Source organism: Arthrobacter sp. SIMBA_036, assembly GCF_046535135.1.
Taxonomy (GTDB): Bacteria; Actinomycetota; Actinomycetes; order Actinomycetales; family Micrococcaceae; genus Arthrobacter.
The window spans coordinates 1-19,016 of record NZ_JAWRXG010000006.1 but is presented as its reverse complement, the minus strand read 5'-3'; the positions used below and the strand labels follow the sequence as shown (position 1 = coordinate 19,016).

Here is a 19,016-nt window from a genome sequence, read left to right as displayed (position 1 = left end):
CACAAGTAGGCTTGTGGCCATGAGCATTCCTTCCAAGCGCGCCGTCTCGGCCGTGATCGTTGTTGCCGCCGGTTCTGGCGAGCGCCTCGGTTACGGCATACCCAAAGCACAAGTTCCTTTGGGTGGTGAGGCCATTCTGATGCACGCACTGCGGGGGGTGGTAGCTGCCGACGTCGCGCGGCAGGTATGCGTCGCAGTGCCCCAAGGCGACACAGCCTTGCGCGAGTTGATTGCCGAATTCACCATCGACCTTGTGGATGGTGGCCCCGAAATAACGGTGGTCGACGGCGGAGCCTCCCGGGCGGACTCCGTCCGCGCTGCCATGGCGGCCCTGGAGGACGGAACTGAACTGGTCCTGGTTCACGACGCTGCACGCGCGCTGGCTCCCGAGCGGGTTTTCCAGCGGGTAGCCGATGCCTTGGCCTCCGGCGCGTTGTCTGTCATCCCTGTCATTCCGGTGGTCGACACCATCAAGACGGTGACGGGAACCAGCGGTCCGGATGCCTCCATAGCCCCCGAGGTGGTCACCGGCACAGCTCCGCGGGAGGAGCTTCGCGCAGTGCAGACGCCGCAAGGGTTCGAGTTGGGAACACTTCGCCGTGCACACGAGGCCGCCCGGACTTTTAGCGAGGCGCAAACCGCAGTGGTCACCGACGACGCCATGCTCGTGGAACTCCTTGGCGTCCCGGTGCACGCGGTACAGGGTGCCAGCCAGTCGCTGAAGATCACAACGCCATTGGACCTCATCATCGCCGAGGGCCTCCTTGAAGGACCGCTCGGCATCCGTTGGGTTGAGGGCTGATGAACTCCCCAGCGAACCTGCCGCTGCCCCGCACGGGCATTGGCATCGATGTCCATGCGTTTGCGCCCGCGGAAGACCCGCAGCCGCTGTGGTTGGGCGGACTCTTTTGGGAGGGCGAGCAAGGCCTTTCCGGCCATTCCGACGGCGATTGCGTAGCCCATGCGGCAGCCGACGCACTCTTTTCCGCGGCGGGAATAGGCGATCTTGGCACCCACTTTGGCACCGACCGCCCTGAGTTTGCCGGCGCTTCCGGAGTGAGCCTTCTTGGGGAAGCCGCACGGATCGTCCGCGCCGCAGGCTTCGAGATCGGGAACGTCGCAGTGCAGTTCGTTGCCAATCGGCCGAAGTTCGGGCCCCGCCGCGAAGAGTCGCAGCGCGTCCTGACGGAAGCTGCGAACGCGCCCGTCAGCGTCACGGCAACCACCAGCGACGGTTTAGGATTTACGGGACGCGGCGAAGGGATTTCTGCCATGGCCACGGCCCTCGTTTACCCTGTGAATCCCGTTACCGTCGCTACCAACCAGACCTTAACGGAAGGTGACCCGCATGCCTGAGTCGCGTACCGGCGTCGTGTGCTTTACTTCGATTCTGTCAGCAGGAGCTGCTGTGGCGCTCCTCCTCGGTGGCTGCGCGGGAGCATCCACCATGGACGTCAAAGCGAGTTGCGAGTTCCTGAATAACGACACTTTCAAGCCGGACGGTAACCAGCAGCACCAGTCCACGCAGATCGCAGCCCACTACCATGACATTGCAGGCAAACTGGCGCCGGAAATAGGCGAGCCCATCAAGGTTATGGCCGGGATCATGGACCAGGCAGCGGCGTCCTCGCTGGGAGCGACCACCCAACAGCAGCAACAACAGCTGAAGGTGCAATTCGACAAGATAGGCCAATACTGCAAGTAGGCGGAGCGGGCCTCGTCATCGGCTAATCTGGAGCGGTGACCTTGCGCTTTTATGACACTGCCTCCGCCGAAGTCCGGGACTTCGTTCCCCTCGAAGACGGCAAAGCGAGCGTGTATTACTGCGGGGCCACCGTCCAGGGGATGCCACACGTGGGCCACGTCCGGTCCGCGATCGCGTTCGACCAGCTGACCCGTTGGCTTGAGTTCCGTGGCCTCCGGGTCACCGTTGTGCGCAATGTCACCGACATTGATGACAAGATCCTGGCCAAGTCAGCGCAGTCGTTCGGACCCGACTGGGAAATGGAACCAACGGCGCGCCAGGCGGAGGAGTGGTGGGCCCTGGCCTACCGCTACGAGCAGGAATTCGAGAACGCCTACGATTCCCTGGGCGTGCAGCGCCCCACGTACGAGCCCCGCGCCACGGGCCACATCCCGGAAATGCATGCCCTCATCCAGCGCCTTATTGACCGAGGCCACGCCTACCCGGCATCCGATGGTTCCGGTGATGTCTATTTCGATGTCCGCTCCTGGAGCAAGTACGGGTCACTGACACGGCAGAATATCGACGACATGCAGGGAGCGCCCGACGTCGAGGCTCAATTCATCAGCAGGAAACGCGATCCCCGTGACTTCGCTTTGTGGAAGGGCTACAAAGAGGGGGAGCCGCGCTCGGCGAGCTGGGATTCACCATGGGGCGCCGGCCGTCCGGGATGGCACCTCGAGTGCTCGGCGATGGTGACCAAATATCTGGGCCAGCGCTTCGATATCCACGGTGGGGGACTGGACCTTCGCTTCCCGCACCACGAGAACGAAATGGCACAATCGCAGGCCGCCGGAGATGACTTCGCCAACTTCTGGATGCACAACGGCATGGTCACCTACGAGGGCGAAAAAATGTCCAAGTCGATTGGCAACACAGTGAGCCCGGCCGAAATGCTTGAGCTCGCCTCACCCCGCGTTGTCAGGTACTACCTCGGCCAGGCGCACTACCGGTCCGTTCTGGATTACAGACCCACATCCCTCCAGGAGGCTGCGGCCGCCGTCGAGCGTATCGACGGTTTCATCAGCAAGGCAACGGCCATGCTCCAGACAAGCCTGGATGTTGCTCCGCAAGCGAACATACCGCCGGCGTTCAGTGCCGCCATGGACGATGACCTGAACGTGCCCCAAGCGCTCGGAGTCCTCCACGAAACAGTGCGTGCGGGCAACACCGCATTGGCCGCCGGCGACGGGGAAGCAGCCAAAGCGGCCCTGTACAGCGTGCTTTCCATGACCGAAGTGCTCGGGCTCGACGCCGTGAAACAACCCGAAGCTGTCCAGGGCCGCGAACACAATGCCCTCAAGATTCTCGTGGAAGCACAACTCCAGGCCCGTGCAGCAGCGCGCGCCGCCAAGGACTGGGCGGCGTCCGATGCGATTCGTGACACCCTCGCAGCAGCCGGGGTGGTAGTCGAAGATGGTGCGGACGGCGTCACCTGGAGCCTCAAGCGCGGCTGAAAAACGGGCCCGACCGCCGAATTGCATTGGGTCAGTAGACTTGATTCCAGACTTACTCACGAAATCAAGGATGGAAAACTCATGGCCAATAACGGTCGCCGGTCGGTCAAGCAGAAGAAGGGCCCCTCCACCGGAACCGGTGGCCACGGCCGCAAGGCCCTGGAAGGCAAGGGTCCCACGCCCAAAGCGGAGGACCGCACCTACCACAAGGCGTACAAGAGCAAACAGCTCGCGGAGCGCTCGGCTGCCAAGCGCGGCGCCGCACGTCCCGGCACCGGTGCGCGCTCCGGCCCCAAGGGTCGTGCTACTGAAGAACTGGTCACCGGCCGCAACTCCGTGGTTGAAGCCTTGCGCGCAGGCATCCCTGCCAAGGCCCTGCACGTAGCCATCCGGATCGAAATGGATGATCGCGTCAAGGAGTCCCTCAAGCTTGCGGCCGAACGCGGAATCCCGCTCCTTGAAACCGGCAAGCCAGAGCTGGACCGTATGACCGAGGAAGCCGTCCACCAAGGCCTGGTCCTGCAGATCCCTCCGTATGAATACCAGGACGCGTACGACCTCGCCGAGGAAACCCTCGCCAAGTGGAAGAAGGGGCACATCTCCAACGCCCCCATCTTCGTTGCGCTGGACGGCATCACCGACCCCCGCAACCTTGGCGCGATCATCCGCTCCGTCTCAGCCTTCAGCGGTCACGGCGTTATCGTCCCCGAGCGTCGCTCCGTGGGCGTCACGGCGTCTGCATGGAAGACCAGCGCTGGTGCCGCTGTCCGCGTACCGGTGGCCCGCGCGTCGAACCTCAACAACGCGCTCAAGCAGTTCAAGAACATGGGCATCTACGTGCTGGGACTGGACGGCGACGGCGACGTATCGCTGCCTGACCTCACCGTAGCGACCGAACCGGTATGCATCGTGGTGGGCTCCGAGGGCAAGGGCCTCAGCCGGCTTGTCCGCGAGAATTGCGATCAAATTGTCTCGATCCCCATCGACTCCGCCATGGAATCGCTCAATGCGTCCATGGCAGTCGGGATCTCGCTGTACGAGGTCTCAAGGCAGCGCTCCGCAAAGTAGTCCCTAAGCGAGACGGCGTGGGCGCTCCCGACGGGCGGGAGCGCTTTCGCTGGGGAGTTAGAACTCGCGGCGGTTGGCCAGGACCGGGAGTTTCCTCCTGGCATCTTCCACCTCGGCGGGATCGAGATCCGCGAAGATGAGGCCGGGCTCCGCTTCCAGGGCTTCGAGCACCTGGCCAAACGGGGACACGACGGCGGAGTACCCAACGCCCGTAGGTGCGGAGCCTCTCGCTTCGACACCCTGGGTTGCGGGGTCGCCTTGCCCGCAAGCGAGAACAAACGTGGTGGTGTCCACGGCCCGGGCGCGCGCCAGAAGCTGCCACTGCTCGGCCTTGCCGGGGCCGGATCCCCAGGACGCGGAAACGATGTTCACCACTGCGCCTTGGTGGGCGTTAGCGGTGAACAAAGCCGGGAAACGTATGTCGTAACAGGTCGCCAACCCGAAGGTGAGGCCTCCGGCGTCGAACGTTACGGGATCGGTGCCTGCTTCAACGGTGTCCGATTCGGCAAAGCCGAAGGCATCAAAAAGGTGCACCTTGTGGTACGCCGCTTCAACCCCGGGGCCTGTGGCAAGCAGCGTGTTGCGGACCCGGGGATGGCCGGATTTCGCGGGCGTGCCGGGGGTGAACATCCCTGCCACAATCACCAACTGCAGCTCGCGGGCGAGCGAGCGCACACGGCTGGCCCAGGGACCATCCAGGGGTTCTGCAATGTCCAGCAAGGAGTTTCCGAAGGCACGCATCATCGCCTCGGGGAAGACCACCAATTCGGCTCCGCCGTCCTTGGCACGCCGGGCATATTCCTCGAGCAGCTGCAGATTTTGGGCCACATCCCGGCCGCTGATGACTTGGGCGAGCGCCACACGCACGATTCGAACCTCCCGTTGTTCTCCTTCCAGTATGGCAACAATAAGGTTTCAGGACGTCGAAACGCGTCACACAGGAGGGTAAGGCGGCACATACTGGCCGTGGAACTAAACTTGCGAGTAATGGTTATGCCTATTTTGGACACAGCAACTGCCGTCGATGCGTCGCGGCCACGGCCACTCGGGCTCAGCACGCCCCAGGCCGGCCTCTTTGATGCGGGGAGTGCCGCGAACCATCAAGTGAACGTCGCCGTCTTCGCCCCGGACCTGGAGCGCGTGGAAGTCGTGTACCAAGCTCCCGGGGAAGTGTGGCGTACATGTACCCTTCCGAATCTCGAGGACGGCGTGCATTTTGGCCTCGTCACGGGGATGCCTCCCGGAACGCGCTACGGGTTCCGATCGGCGGCAGCGGACGATCGCCTGCCGTTGCCTGTCCAGTCTGAGGAATTTGAGGACGACGCCGGACATCCGCTGCTGCTCGACCCCTATGGACGAGGTGTGGATCAGCGCGGCGAACTCCTGACAAGCGTCCACATGGCGGGCGATTTCGATTGGGGGGACGATACCGCCCCCCGTATTCCCCTGCGGACGTCAGTGATCTACGAGGCCCACGTCCGGGGTCAAACAATGCTGCACCCGGACATCCCTGAGCACCTTAGGGGAACATATGCCGGAATGGCGCACCCGGTGATGATCGAGCACCTTACTGAGTTGGGTATCACCGCGGTCCAGCTCCTGCCGATCCATTTCCATCTGGATGAGTCACACCTCCAGGACCTCGGCCTGACCAACTACTGGGGCTATAATACTGCGGCGTTTTTTGCTCCCCACGCCGCGTACGCCACGGAAGCTGCCCGTAATGCCGGACCCCACGCCGTGCAGGACGAACTCAAGGGCATGATCAAGCTGTTGCATGCCGCCGGCATTGAGGTGATTCTCGACGTCGTCTACAACCACACTGCCGAGGCAGGGCCGGACGGGCCACCCATCAGCTTCCGGGGCTTGGCGGAGAAGCGCTACTACCGCCATGACGCCCACGGCCGTTACTTGGATACGACCGGCTGTGGCAACACCTTGGACTTCAGCGATCCGGTGGTGGTGGACTTGGCCTTGGATTCGTTGCGGCACTGGGTCAATGACTACCACGTGGATGGTTTCCGTTTCGATCTCGCCGTGACGCTCTGCCGGGACGCCGGGAACCAGTTCGATCCCAACCATCCCTTCCTCCAAGCCATCGCCGAGGACCCGGTGCTGTCCGAGGTCAAGTTGATCTCGGAGCCGTGGGACGTTGGTTACGGCGGGTGGCAGACGGGCCGTTTTCCGCAGGGCTGGTCGGATTGGAATGACCATTTCCGCGACGGCGTCCGGCGCTTTTGGCTCTCTGATCGCGCGGCCATGGAAGCGGGCGGTCAAGGTGGGTCGGTAGCTTCGTTGGCTGAACTCATGGCCGGCTCAGCTAATCTCTTCGCCCCGTCTGGCCGCACGCGCCTGGCCTCGCTCAACTTCATCACAGCCCACGACGGTTTCACGCTCAAGGACCTGGTGAGCTACGACCGTAAGCACAATGAAGCCAACGGCGAGCAGAACCGTGATGGCCATGGCGACAACCGCAGCTATAACCACGGCTTTGAAGGCAGGAGCGAGAACGAGGCCATCGTGGCCGCCCGCGCCCTGTCAATCCGCAACTTGATGGCTACGTTGCTGCTTTCCTTCGGCGTCCCAATGATCACGTCCGGCGATGAAATCGGCCGGACGCAGCACGGCAACAACAATGCCTACTGCCAGGACAATCCCACATCATGGCTGGACTGGAGTCGAACCCAGGAAGCCAACGCCATGTTCAGGACCACCCGCGAATTGATCCGGCTCCGCAGGTGGTTCCTGCGGCACCAGCCCGAGAGCTTCCCGGCGGCCGCGAACGATTCGAGCCTTCAGTGGTTTGACGACAAAGGTAAGCCGATGACGCCCGCACGGTGGGACGACCCAAGTGTGCGTTCTGTCCAGTTGCTGATGGGTCACGAGGACAGTGAGATCCGCGGCCTGGTGGTGGTGAACGGCAGCAACCAGGACGTCAAGATGGTGCTGCCCGAAATCCTCAGCGAGTCCGGGGTGGGCAGGCGGATGTTCGAACTCCGTTTTACGACGTCGGTGCTTCATGATCGCCGAAAGGGTGCGCTGGTGGCGTCGGGGGAGCGGGATATCCTGCAAGCCAACACGATCAATATCTACCGCACATAGCCTCCAGCCCACTCAGGTACCAAAGCAAAGAGGGAGTCCCCCGAATGAACCGCAGCCGCAGCAAATGGGTGGCCTTCGCGGGTCTGGTGATCGCCGTCGTCGTGCTGGTGGTCGCCATGGTGGGCGGCGGTTCGCTGAAGGCGCCTACCAGCACGCCCGCCACTGCTCCGGCTCCAGCACCGGCCGGAGCATCGGTTGCGGTAGCTTCCGTTGCCAACCCGTCCAGCCTGCCGACGATCAACGCGTCACAATTGCCCAAGGAAGCCCGTCAGACGTTGGCGCTGATCGTCAAGGGAGGGCCTTTCCCGTATAGCCGGGATGGGATTAATTTCGGCAACTTCGAGGGTGTGCTGCCCAAGAAACCCAGCGGATTCTACGCGGAGTACACGGTAGTCACGCCGGGAGAGACCGACCGGGGCGCGCGCAGGATCATTGCGGGCAAGGACTCAGCCAAGTACTACACGGCAGACCATTATCAATCGTTCAAGTTCATTGTCGAAGACAAGTAGGAGCCCATGAAGATTTATTCGGCAGACACCTGGACCCTTGAGGAACTGCAGGAACAGGTCGCGGACGCGGGCCGCAGGACCGTCCTCGTGCCACCTGCGGCCACCAAACAGGGAGTCCTTGAGGTTTTCGGGCAAGTCCTTGATTTCCCCGAATACTACGGCGTGAACCTCGATGCCCTCAACGACTCCCTGCATGACTTCGCGGATGCCCTCTCAGAGGACGACGACGGCCCGGTCACCATGCTCTGGCAGGTGCCTGCCGCCTACCGCACGGACCGTTCCTTCGGCGTCGTCTGCGAGATCCTGCAAGACGCGGAGCGTTACGCCGGCCGGGACCTCGCAGTGATCGCAGTCTTCCAGAACTAAGCCGCCCAGCGGGGGAGCCTGGCTAGGCGTTCGCGATCAACCCCAGCTCAGCCTTGGAAGCCAGCGAGGAGTGCTTCGGGAACACGCGCACGGTGTAACCAAAGGAACCTGAGCGGTTGATGACCAAGGAGCCACTGAAGAGGTAGCGTCCGCCCCCGAGGTCCTCTTGGGAATCCAGTTCGGCGAGCAGGACATCGTCGAGTTCGTCCGATTCCTCGGCGCGACCGAACGCCACTTCGACGCACACATCGTCAGGGGTCAAGTTGTCCAGGGCCACGTAGGCGTTCACCTGGAGGGCGTCACCCACTTGGGGCTCCTCGGACACTCCCACCGAGTCCACATGCTCCACCACAACCTCGGGCCAAGCGCTGCGGACCTTGGAGGTCCAGGCCGCGAGCTCCTTGGCCTCCTTGAACGATTCCGCCGTGGCACGCCGTCCGGACAACGCTGCAGGGCAGTACAGGTTGTTCACGTAATCGTGGAGCATGCGTTCGGCCGAGACAGCCGGGCCCAGATTGGCCAGCGTGTGCTTGATCATGGCCACCCAATGGGTTGGCACCGTTTCCTGGCTGTACTCGGACGGCCCTGCGGCCCCGGCTCCCTGCGCAACGGTGGTGCCGTAGAAGCGCGGAGCTACCTGGTTCTCCAGCAATTCGTAGAGCGCGGCAGCTTCGATGTCATCGCGCTCGTCCGAAGAAGCGCCGTTGTTCGCCGTCGGAATCGCCCAGCCGTTTTCGCCGTCGTACATCTCGTCCCACCAGCCGTCCAAGACCGAAAGGTTGAGCGAGCCGTTGATCGCGGCCTTCATTCCGGAGGTGCCGCAGGCTTCCAAGGGGCGGAGCGGGTTGTTGAGCCACACATCGCAACCGGGGAACAACGTCCGTGCCATGGCGATGTCGTAGTTCGGGAGGAACACGATGCGGTGCCTGACTTCGGGGTCGTCCGTGAAGCGGACCAAGTCCTGGATCATCTTTTTGCCGGCGTCATCGGCGGGGTGCGACTTGCCCGCGATGACCAACTGGATGGGGCGTTGGGGGTCCAGCAAGAGTGCCTTGAGGCGGGCAGGGTTCCGCAGCATGAGCGTGAGGCGTTTGTAGGTTGGCACACGCCGGGCGAAGCCAATCGTCAAAACATCGGGATCCAACACGGAGTCAGTCCAGCCAAGTTCGGCATCGGCTGCGCCGCGCTTCTTCCACGAGGCCCGGAGTCGACGTCGAACGTCCTCAACTAGCTGGGCGCGCAGCTTGCGGCGAAGCGCCCACACGTCCTCGTCGCTGACATCGTAGGCGAGGTCCCACCGGCCCTGCGCCTCGGCTTCAGCGCCGAAGTGGTGGCGGGCCAGGGAGGCAACCAATGGGTCCACCCACGTGGGTGCGTGAACGCCATTGGTAACGGAGGTAATCGGGATTTCGGAGTGGTCGAATCCTGGCCACAGGCCGGAGAACATCTCCCGCGACACGACGCCGTGCAACTTGGCCACGCCGTTGGCCCGCTGGGCAAGGCGCAAGCCCATGACAGCCATGTTGAAGACTGACGGGTTACCGCCGTCGTAGTTCTCGCTGCCGAGTTCCAAGATCTTGTCCGTGGGCACGGCCGGGGCGAGCCCCGCTTCGAAGAAGTGCCGTATCTGGACGGTCTCGAACCGGTCGATGCCGGCCGGGACCGGGGTGTGGGTGGTGAAAACCGTGGACGCCCGTCCCGCTGCCAGGGCCTCTTCCCACGTCAAAGCGTTGTTGGGATCGGACATGGCTTCCTGGATCCGCTCAATCCCCAGGAAACCGGCGTGGCCCTCATTGGTGTGGAATACCTCCGGGGCGGGGTTGCCGGTGAGCTCCTGGTAGACGCGCAGGGCCTTGACGCCGCCCATGCCGAGCAGAAGTTCCTGTTGCAGGCGGTGGTCGCCTCCTCCGCCATACAGGCGGTCAGTGATGCCGCGTGCGGCTTCGTCATTGGATGGAACGTTGGAGTCCAGCAGCAGCAGTGGAACGCGGCCGACGTCGGCACGCCACACATGCGCGTGCAGCTCGCGTCCGTTGGGAAGCGGCAAGGAGATATGCACCGGCTTGCCGGGGACCCCGTCCTTGCCCGGGTGCCGAAGCAACGTCAGGGGCAGGCCGTCGGGATCGAGCACAGGATAGGTTTCCTGCTGCCAGGCGTCACGTGATAAGGATTGCTTGAAGTAGCCTGCCTGGTACAAGAGCCCGACGCCGATCAGCGGCACGCCCAGATCCGATGCGGCTTTGAGGTGGTCACCGGCCAGGATTCCGAGGCCACCCGAATACTGCGGCAAGACTTCCGTAATGCCAAACTCGGGCGAGAAGTAGGCGATGCACGCGGGCGCGTCGTCGCCCAGGCTTTGGTACCAGCGCGGTTCACTGAGGTAACGGTCCAGGTCTGCCGCCGCTTCTTGCACCCGGTTCACCAGTTCACCGTTGTTGGCGAGCTCCTGAAGGCGTTCGCGGCTGATGGAACCCAAAAGGGCGATGGGATCGTGCTGCGATGCCTCCCAGAGTGCGGGGTCCAAGCCCGCAAAAAGTTCCCGGGTGGGCCGGTGCCAGGACCAGCGCAAATTGGTCGCCAAACGCGCCAACGGCCGGATGGGCTCGGGGAGGACGGTACGGACTGTAAACCTTCGAATAGCCTTCACGAGCGCCACACTAACCGACGGACCTGCCAGCCGGTACTGCTTTGGGTTTCTTTTAGGTAAAAGTCATCCTCAATGCGGACATGCGCGAAAGATAGGTCGTGTACTTAGCATTCTTGTGGGATTGTCGCTAACGTCGTGCTTGTGACGAATACCGTGCGAACCACACCCGCTCTGAAATCCAAGACGAAAACGGACATAACCGACGGACTTCGCTTCGGTCGGTTCCCCATCACGGCCGTTCAGCCGGTGGTGGACGGTGGCCGTTTCCCGGCGAAGGCCCTGCCTGGAGAGGACCTCGCCGTCGGCGCCACGGTCTTCAGGGAAGGCCACGACCAGCTCGGTGTCACTGCCGTGCTGCTCGACACCAGGGGCCGGGAACGCCAACGCGTCCGCCTCACGCCCGCCCAAGGCGAGCAGTGGCGGGGCCTGGACCGCTGGGAAGGCCTCATCACCCCCAGCGGCACCGGCGCGTGGTCGTTCGTTATCGAAGCTTGGCATGACCGTTACGGCACGTGGCACCACAACGCCGAAGTCAAAGTGGGCGCCGGCATCGACGTCGAGCTGATGCTCGCCGAGGGCGCGGCGCTCCTTGGAGCGGCAGCCGACGACGCCGGACGCACCGGCGCAGAGAAGCGCACCTTGCGGGCGGCCTCAGTCGCGCTCGCGGACGCAACGAAATCTGCCGAGGAGCGCCTCGGGGCAGGGTTCAGCGCAGAGGTGCTTGCCGCCGTCGAGCGCGTTCCGATCCGTGAACTCGTGACGACCTCAGAGCGGTTCCCCCTGCAGGTGGAGCGTGACCTCGCCGGCCGTGGCTCTTGGTATGAGTTCTTCCCCCGTTCCGAAGGTGCCGTCCTGGACCACGCCACGGGCGAATGGACCTCCGGAAACTTCCGCACCGCTGCGAAGAGGCTCGACGCCGTCGCGGACATGGGCTTCGACGTCATCTACCTGCCACCCATCCACCCCATCGGTTTCCAGCACCGGAAGGGTCGCAACAACACGCTGACCCCCGGACCGCAGGATCCGGGATCGCCGTGGGCCATCGGCTCTAAGGACGGTGGCCATGACGCCATCCATCCGGACCTGGGTACGTTCGCGGATTTTGATGCCTTCGTGGCACGCGCCGGGGAACTTGGGCTGGAGGTGGCTTTGGACCTTGCACTGCAGGCTGCTCCCGACCACCCCTGGGTCACGAGTAATCCCGAATGGTTCACCACACGTGTTGACGGTTCCATCGCCTACGCGGAGAACCCGCCAAAGAAGTACCAGGACATCTTCCCCTTGAACTTCGACAACGACCCTGCGGGCCTTTCCAAGGAAATCCTGCGGATCGTGCAGTTGTGGATCAGCCACGGAGTGAAGATTTTCCGCGTGGACAACCCGCACACCAAGCCCGTTTGGTTCTGGGAATGGTTGATCGGAAAGATCAACAAGAAAAACCCGGAGGTCGTCTTCCTGGCAGAGGCCTTCACCCGTCCGCCCATGATGCATGCGCTGGGCCGCGCCGGTTTCCAGCAGTCCTATTCATACTTCACGTGGCGCAACACCAAGACGGAGCTGGAAGAGTACTTCCACGAGATCAGCCACGTCAGCCCGGCGTACTTCCGGCCTAACTTCTTCGTGAACACACCGGACATCCTCACCGAGTACCTGCAGTACGGGGGCCCGGCGGCGTTCAAGATCCGTGCTGTCCTCGCGGCCACTGCCAGCCCTTTGTGGGGCGTTTACGCCGGCTACGAACTCTATGAACATGTGGCCCGCCCAGGCGCCGAAGAGTACATAGACAACGAAAAGTACGAGTACAAGGCCAGGGATTGGGACGGTGCCGCAGAGTCCGGCCGGACCATGGCCCCATACATCACCCGTCTCAACACCATCCGCAAGGATCACGTGGCGTTGGGTGACCTGCAGAACCTCACGCTGCATCACAGCACGGACGATTCCACGATTGTCTACTCCAAACACAAAACCCTTCCTGACGGCACCAAGGACACCTTGATCATTGTGGTCAACGTGGATCCCCACAACACCCGGGAGAGCACCGTCTCCTTGGACTTGGCAGCCCTGCAGTTGGATCCTTCGGACCTTACCGAGGATGGACGCTTCCGGGTGGATGACCTGATCACCGGCCAAAGCTGGGAGTGGGGCGAGCACAACTACGTGCGGCTGGACGCCCACGTTGAACCGGCACACGTCCTGAGCATCCGGAGGCGGCCCTAAGTGAGTTTTTCTCCGCAGAACCCCACCCAGTACTTCACCCCGAAGAACACGTTCGAGCTGAACGCGCCAGGTCTCCAGCATGATCCGCATTGGTACCGCAAGGCAGTCTTCTATGAGGTGCTGGTCCGGGCTTTTGCGGATGCGAACGGGGACGGATCCGGCGATTTCCACGGCCTGATCGCCAAACTGGACTATCTCCAATGGCTGGGTGTGGATTGCCTTTGGTTGCCGCCGTTTTTCCATTCCCCGTTGCGCGATGGTGGCTACGACATCGCGGACTACACGTCCGTGTTGGATGAATTCGGCACCATCAGCGATTTCAAACGGCTGGTGGCCGAGGCACATGCCAGGGGAGTCCGGGTCATCATCGACCTTCCGTTGAACCACACCTCAGACCAGCACCCGTGGTTTCAGGAGTCGCGTAAGGACCCCACCGGTCCGTATGGCGACTTCTATGTGTGGAGCGATACGGACGAGAAGTACCAGGATGCCCGCATCATCTTCGTGGACACCGAGGAGTCCAACTGGACCTTCGATCCCATCCGCAGGCAGTTCTTCTGGCACCGCTTCTTCAGCCACCAACCAGACCTGAACTTCGAGAACCCCAAGGTGATCGAGGCGTTATACGACGTCGTCCGGTTCTGGCTGGACCAGGGAATCGACGGCTTCCGCGCCGACGCCATTCCCTACCTCTTCGAGGAAGAGGGCACCAACTGCGAGAACCTGCCGGCCACGCATAAGTTCCTCCAGGACCTTCGCCGGATGGTCGACGAGAACTATCCGGGCAGGGTGATCATCGCCGAAGCGAACCAGCCGCCGCACGAGGTTGTGGAGTATTTCGGCACGGAGGAAGCTCCCGAGTGCCATATGGCATTCCATTTTCCGATCATGCCGCGGCTTTATTATGCCCTGCGGGACCAAAAAGCCGCTCCTATCATCGAAACGCTGCGTGATACCCCGCCCATACCCAAGGGAGCCCAGTGGGGTACCTTCCTGAGGAACCACGACGAACTCACCCTGGAGATGGTCTCGGCGGACGACCGGGCGGCCATGCTGGGCTGGTACGCACCGGATCCGCGGATGCGGGCCAACATCGGAATTCGACGCCGGTTGGCGCCTTTGCTGGACAATTCACGGTCCGAAATCGAACTGATCAACGCTTTGCTGCTGTCCCTTCCCGGCAGCCCGTTCCTGTATTACGGAGACGAGATCGGGATGGGCGACAATATCTGGCTGGATGATCGCGACGCGGTGCGTACCCCGATGCAGTGGACACCGGACCGCAACGCAGGGTTCTCGGCCGCAGATCCGGGAAAGTTGTATCTGCCCGTTATCCAGTCCCTGGTCTATAACTACGGCATGGCCAATGTGGAAGCAGAATCGGCACACTCGGGTTCGTTACTGCGCTGGACGCGCCAAATATTGAGCGTCCGGAAGAACCATCCAGTGTTCGGATTGGGCGGTTTCCGCCATATCGAGGCGGACCACGAGGTCGTGTTGGCTTACGTTCGGGAGCTCGCGCCGGGAAACGTGGAAGGAGAGGACGCAGAAACCATCCTGTGCGTTTTCAACCTTTCTCAACACCCTGTGGCGGCAACCTTGGACCTCCCCGAGTTTGCGGGCCGTGGCCTGCGAGATATTTTCGGCGGCCAGCCGTTCCCGGCTGTCGGAGACAACGGTCAGTTGACCGTCATGCTGGGCAGCCACAACTTTTACTGGCTGCGGCTTCGCTCGGCTTTTTCCAATCCCGCGTCGCCTTTTACGCAGGCGATCCCAGTGGTGACGTCCAAAGGATGAGATGAGCAAGGAAAACTTGAACCCCTCCATTGAAGGACTTCTCAGGAACTGGCTTCCAGGAAAACGCTGGTTCCCGGTCAAAAGCGGCGACTTTGCGCTGGAGCGTGTTGGCGGCTTCAGCCTTCCCGTTGCGCGCGGCGGTACCGGCCTGGAGGTGGTCCTGCTGGCGGTGACCTACCGAACGGCCGACGCCGTACAGCGGACTGACGTGGTGCAGGTCCCGCTGAGCTACCGGAGCCACGAGTCCGCTGAGGCTTCCGCCGCCCTGCTGGGGGAGTACACGCACCCTGACCATGGCATCCGAGCGGTTTACGACGCCGTCTACGATCCCGATTTCGTGGCTGCCTGGTTGGAGCTCATGCGCAGCGAAGCATCGTTGCCGGATGGACTTGCCCGCGGACATGTCACCCGCGGCAGTGTGGCCCTTCCGGCCAAGCCCACCTCCATCCGGGTTATCTCCGGTGAGCAGTCCAACACCTCCGTGATAGTGAACGACGGCGATTCGGCAGCTATCGTGAAGATCTTCCGGGTGGTGGCGGCAGGCAAGAACCCCGAAGTGGAACTGGGCGCGGCCCTGACCGCGGCCAGCACCCGTGAAGTCCCTGCGACGCTTGGTTGGATTACCGGCTCCTGGGCGGACCCGGCGTCGAACGCTTCTGCAGCGGCGACAGGCGAGCTGACGGTGGCCCATGAGTTCCTCGCGGGCGGGCAGGACGCTTGGCGGTTGGCCGTTGAGGCCGCCGCCGCCGGTCAGGACTTCACCGAGGAGGCCCACGGCCTCGGCGCAGCGACCGCCACGGTCCACGCCCGGCTCGCTGAAACTTTCGGCACCACCGATGGCCAGCTCCAGGGTGATGAGATCATTGCCACGGTGGATCGTCGCATGCGGCAGTCGTGGGGCGAGGCAGCGTCCGCCGTCGGGCCTTATGGCGCCGAACTTGACCACCTGCTGGCGGCCCTGAACCCCCAGGACGTGGGGCAGTTGCAGCGCGTCCATGGGGACCTGCACCTGGGCCAGATTCTGAGGGTGCCAAGCCGTGACGGGCGAGCCGGCCGATGGGCCATTCTCGACTTCGAGGGCGAGCCACTGCGCACGATCAACGAACGCAATACCCCAGATCTGCCGTTGCGCGACGTTACGGGCATGCTGAGGTCGTTTGACTACGCTGCCGGTGCCGCCATGCGCGAAAACGCCGAAGCCCATGTGCCGGACACCTGGGTGGACGATTGTGCCACGGCGTTCCTCGAGGGGTATAGCGAGGTCAATCCGGGAACCATAGACCGCCGCTCGCCGCTCTTTGTGGCATTGTGGCTGGACAAGGCACTGTACGAGGTGGTTTATGAACTGCGAAACCGGCCGGACTGGTTGTCCATTCCGGTCAAGGCAGCACAACGAATCCTGGACACAACAAGCCGTGGAAAGCACGCGGCAGCTACAGCGGAAGGTAACTACATGACTGGCTCTGCACGCACCGATCGGCCCCGAGTTCCCCTGCACGTGGACTCCGAGACCTTGGAACGCGTGGCTGCCGGCGCCTACCACGCACCGCATTCGGTACTCGGCGCCCACCTTGATGACCACGGACACGTGACCATCCGCACCGTCAAGCACCTCGCCAAATCCGTGACGGTGGTGACGGAGGCAGGGCGCACCGAGATGACCCACGAGTCACACGGCGTCTGGGTTGCCGTCCTGGAACCGGTCCAGCACGGCCACGCACCGGACTACCGTTTGGAAGTGGTGTACGACGCCGAACCCGTCACCATCGATGACCCGTACCACTACCTGCCCACCGTCGGCGAGGTGGACCTGCACCTCATCGGTGAAGGCCGTCATGAGCGTTTGTGGGATGTCTTGGGCGCCCACGTCCAGCACTATCGCTCCGCGCTCAGCGATGTGGACGGTGTTTCGTTCGCCGTGTGGGCGCCGAATGCCCAAGCGGTGCGTGTCAAAGGCGACTTCAACGGCTGGGACGGCCGCTCGCACGGTATGCGCTCACTGGGCTCTTCGGGAGTCTGGGAGCTCTTCATTCCAGGCGTTGTAGCAGGGGCGTGCTACAAATACGAGATCCTCACCAAAGGCGGCGAGTGGTTGGAGAAAGCCGATCCTTTGGCTTTCGGTACCGAGGTCCCGCCGCTGACCGCATCCCGCGTGGTTGATCCCAGCTACCGGTTCAAAGACGACGCGTGGATGACCGCACGCGCGGCACGGGACCCGCACAATTCACCGATGAGCGTCTACGAGGTGCACTTGGGGTCGTGGCGCCTGGGCCTTGGCTACAAAGAGTTGGCCAAGGAGCTCGTTGAGTATGTGAAGTGGCTCGGCTTTACCCACGTGGAATTCATGCCGGTTGCCGAGCACCCCTTCGGTGGTTCATGGGGATACCAAGTGACCTCCTACTTTGCACCGACGTCGCGCTTCGGCCACCCGGACGAGTTCCGGTTCTTGGTCGATTCCCTCCACCAAGCAGGCATCGGCGTCCTCTTGGACTGGGTTCCCGCCCACTTCCCCAAGGACTCCTGGGCCTTGGCAAAGTTCGACGGGCAGCCGTTGTATGAGCACTCGGACCCGGCTTTGGGTGAACACCCGGACTGGGGCACTCTGATCTTCGACTTCGGCCGCAGCGAAGTCCGGAACTTCCTGGTGGCCAACGCCTTGTACTGGTTGGAGGAATTCCACATCGATGGCCTCCGCGTGGACGCGGTGGCTTCCATGATCTACCTGGACTACTCCCGCGAAGAAGGCCAATGGCGGCCCAACAAGTTTGGTGGCCGCGAAAACCTCGAGGCGATTTCCTTCATGCAGGAAGTCAACGCGACGGTCTACAAGTCCCACCCAGGGGCCATCATCATCGCCGAGGAGTCGACGGCTTTCCCGGGTGTCACGGCGCCCACCAACCACGGCGGACTGGGATTCGGTCTCAAATGGAACATGGGCTGGATGCATGACTCGCTGAAATATATCTCCGAGGACCCCATCAACCGCAAATGGCACCACGGCACCATTACCTTCTCCTTGGTCTATGCCTTTACCGAGAATTTCCTGCTGCCCATCAGCCACGATGAGGTTGTCCACGGCAAAGGATCCTTGCTCCGGAAGATGCCCGGCGACCGTTGGCAACAGTTGGCGAATCTCCGCTCATTCTTCGCTTACCAGTGGGCACACCCGGGCAAGCAACTGATCTTCATGGGTACGGAGTTCGGGCAGGAGGCCGAGTGGTCCGAGCAATACGGACTCGACTGGTTCCTGGCCGATATCCCCTCCCACCGTGGCATCCAGCTTCTCGTGAAGGATCTCAACGAGCTCTACGCATCGACGCCGGCGCTCTACGAACGGGACAACGAGGCGGGCGGATTCCAGTGGATCAATGGTGGGGACGCCGATCACAACGTCCTGACGTTCATCCGTTGGGGCAACGACGGCAAACCCCTCGTTTGCGCCGTGAACTTCTCCGGAGGCCCGCACAAGGATTACATCCTGGGCGTTCCGTCCGCGGGAGAGTGGACCGAGGTCCTGAACACGGACTCCGAAACGTATGGCGGCTCGGGCGTTCTCAACGCAGGTGCCCTCAAAGCCACGGCGCCCGGAACGGACGGCCAGCCGGCTGCGTTGACCGTAACGCTGCCGCCCCTCGGCGCTTCCTGGTTCACCGTGGCGGACGAGGTCCGTAGCTCACTGGATTCGGTGAGTGACTAGGTTCAGTGACTGACTAGGTTCAGTGACTGACTTGGTTCGGTGTCTGAGTAGATAGCCAAGATCGGGAGGGCCTGGAACTGCGTGCTCCGGGCCCTCCTTCCCTTTGTTTCCGGGCCAATTCCGCGGTTTCGGATCCGGCAGGAAGGTGCCTTGCTGGGGCTCTTTGCCATCTCGCCGGACTGGAGGTATAGTTAGTACCCGCGCTGCTCCACGAGCTGAGATCGCAAGCTGACAAGAAACCGCAAGGAAATCTACGTCATGCGTGCCGATTTGACTCGAAGGAATCCAGCCGGTAAGTTTGAAAAGTTGCTCCGGAGCGATCCTGGACCCTGTGGGGTGTGGGTGGTGCCGGTTAGTGTCTGTTGTTTGAGAACTCAATAGTGTGCCAAGTTTGTTGATGCCGATTGTT

General features: G+C 62.6%; 13 protein-coding genes. 11 read left to right on the top strand and 2 right to left on the bottom strand.

What is annotated here, in order from left to right; genetic code table 11:
- Positions 1-19 precede the first annotated feature (19 nt).
- The 5 genes from ispD (at position 20) to rlmB (ending at position 4,269) form a co-directional block, all read left to right on the top strand.
- Complete coding sequence (gene ispD, locus SB659_RS09615) at positions 20-802, top strand: 2-C-methyl-D-erythritol 4-phosphate cytidylyltransferase (RefSeq protein ID WP_284979057.1); 783 nt, start codon at positions 20-22, stop codon at positions 800-802.
- Positions 802-1,356, top strand: a complete 555-nt coding sequence (gene ispF, locus SB659_RS09610; RefSeq protein WP_284977268.1) for a 2-C-methyl-D-erythritol 2,4-cyclodiphosphate synthase — start codon at positions 802-804, stop codon at positions 1,354-1,356. The genes ispD and ispF overlap by 1 nt, the downstream gene beginning before the upstream one ends.
- Positions 1,349-1,705 (top strand): hypothetical protein, encoded by a 357-nt coding sequence (locus tag SB659_RS09605; RefSeq protein ID WP_410550245.1) that lies wholly within the window; start codon positions 1,349-1,351, stop codon positions 1,703-1,705. The genes ispF and SB659_RS09605 overlap by 8 nt, the downstream gene beginning before the upstream one ends.
- 35 nt (positions 1,706-1,740) lie before the next feature.
- Positions 1,741-3,201, top strand: coding sequence for a cysteine--tRNA ligase (gene cysS / locus SB659_RS09600; RefSeq protein WP_410550244.1), 1,461 nt, complete (start codon positions 1,741-1,743; stop codon positions 3,199-3,201).
- Between the two features lie 81 nt (positions 3,202-3,282).
- Positions 3,283-4,269: a 23S rRNA (guanosine(2251)-2'-O)-methyltransferase RlmB gene (rlmB, locus tag SB659_RS09595; RefSeq protein WP_410550243.1), complete on the top strand. Its 987-nt coding sequence runs from the start codon at positions 3,283-3,285 to the stop codon at positions 4,267-4,269.
- A 57-nt stretch (positions 4,270-4,326) separates the two neighbouring features.
- Here the strand turns inward: rlmB and SB659_RS09590 are convergent, their stop codons facing one another.
- Positions 4,327-5,136, bottom strand: coding sequence for a carbon-nitrogen hydrolase family protein (locus SB659_RS09590; protein ID WP_284977272.1), 810 nt, complete (start codon positions 5,134-5,136; stop codon positions 4,327-4,329).
- A gap of 120 nt (positions 5,137-5,256) precedes the next feature.
- Here SB659_RS09590 and glgX point away from each other — a divergent pair, with 120 nt between their 5' ends.
- The 3 genes from glgX to SB659_RS09575 are packed head-to-tail and all read left to right on the top strand — an operon-like array spanning position 5,257 to position 8,246.
- A complete protein-coding gene (gene glgX, locus SB659_RS09585) occupies positions 5,257-7,371 on the top strand; it encodes a glycogen debranching protein GlgX (protein WP_410550242.1) in 2,115 nt (704 codons plus the stop codon).
- Positions 7,372-7,415: 44 nt separating this feature from the next.
- Positions 7,416-7,880 carry a ribonuclease domain-containing protein gene (locus SB659_RS09580; protein WP_284977274.1) on the top strand — a complete coding sequence of 155 codons (465 nt, stop codon included), beginning with the start codon at positions 7,416-7,418 and terminating at the stop codon, positions 7,878-7,880.
- Between the two features lie 6 nt (positions 7,881-7,886).
- A complete protein-coding gene (locus SB659_RS09575) occupies positions 7,887-8,246 on the top strand; it encodes a barstar family protein (protein ID WP_284979052.1) in 360 nt (119 codons plus the stop codon).
- Between the two features lie 22 nt (positions 8,247-8,268).
- Here the strand turns inward: SB659_RS09575 and glgP are convergent, their stop codons facing one another.
- A complete protein-coding gene (gene glgP, locus SB659_RS09570; protein WP_410550241.1) occupies positions 8,269-10,893 on the bottom strand; it encodes an alpha-glucan family phosphorylase in 2,625 nt (874 codons plus the stop codon).
- Positions 10,894-11,028: 135 nt separating this feature from the next.
- On the opposite strand from glgP, the gene SB659_RS09565 reads away from it, so the two are divergent.
- From SB659_RS09565 to SB659_RS09555, 3 genes are read left to right on the top strand one after another with little or no spacing between them, the layout of a single operon-like run.
- On the top strand, positions 11,029-13,113 hold the full coding sequence (locus tag SB659_RS09565) for an alpha-1,4-glucan--maltose-1-phosphate maltosyltransferase (RefSeq protein ID WP_410550240.1): 2,085 nt from the start codon (positions 11,029-11,031) through the stop codon (positions 13,111-13,113).
- On the top strand, positions 13,114-14,910 hold the full coding sequence (gene treS, locus SB659_RS09560; protein ID WP_284977278.1) for a maltose alpha-D-glucosyltransferase: 1,797 nt from the start codon (positions 13,114-13,116) through the stop codon (positions 14,908-14,910). It begins immediately after the preceding gene.
- A 1-nt stretch (position 14,911) separates the two neighbouring features.
- Complete coding sequence (locus SB659_RS09555; RefSeq protein ID WP_284977279.1) at positions 14,912-18,607, top strand: 1,4-alpha-glucan branching enzyme; 3,696 nt, start codon at positions 14,912-14,914, stop codon at positions 18,605-18,607.
- Positions 18,608-19,016: the final 409 nt, after the last annotated feature.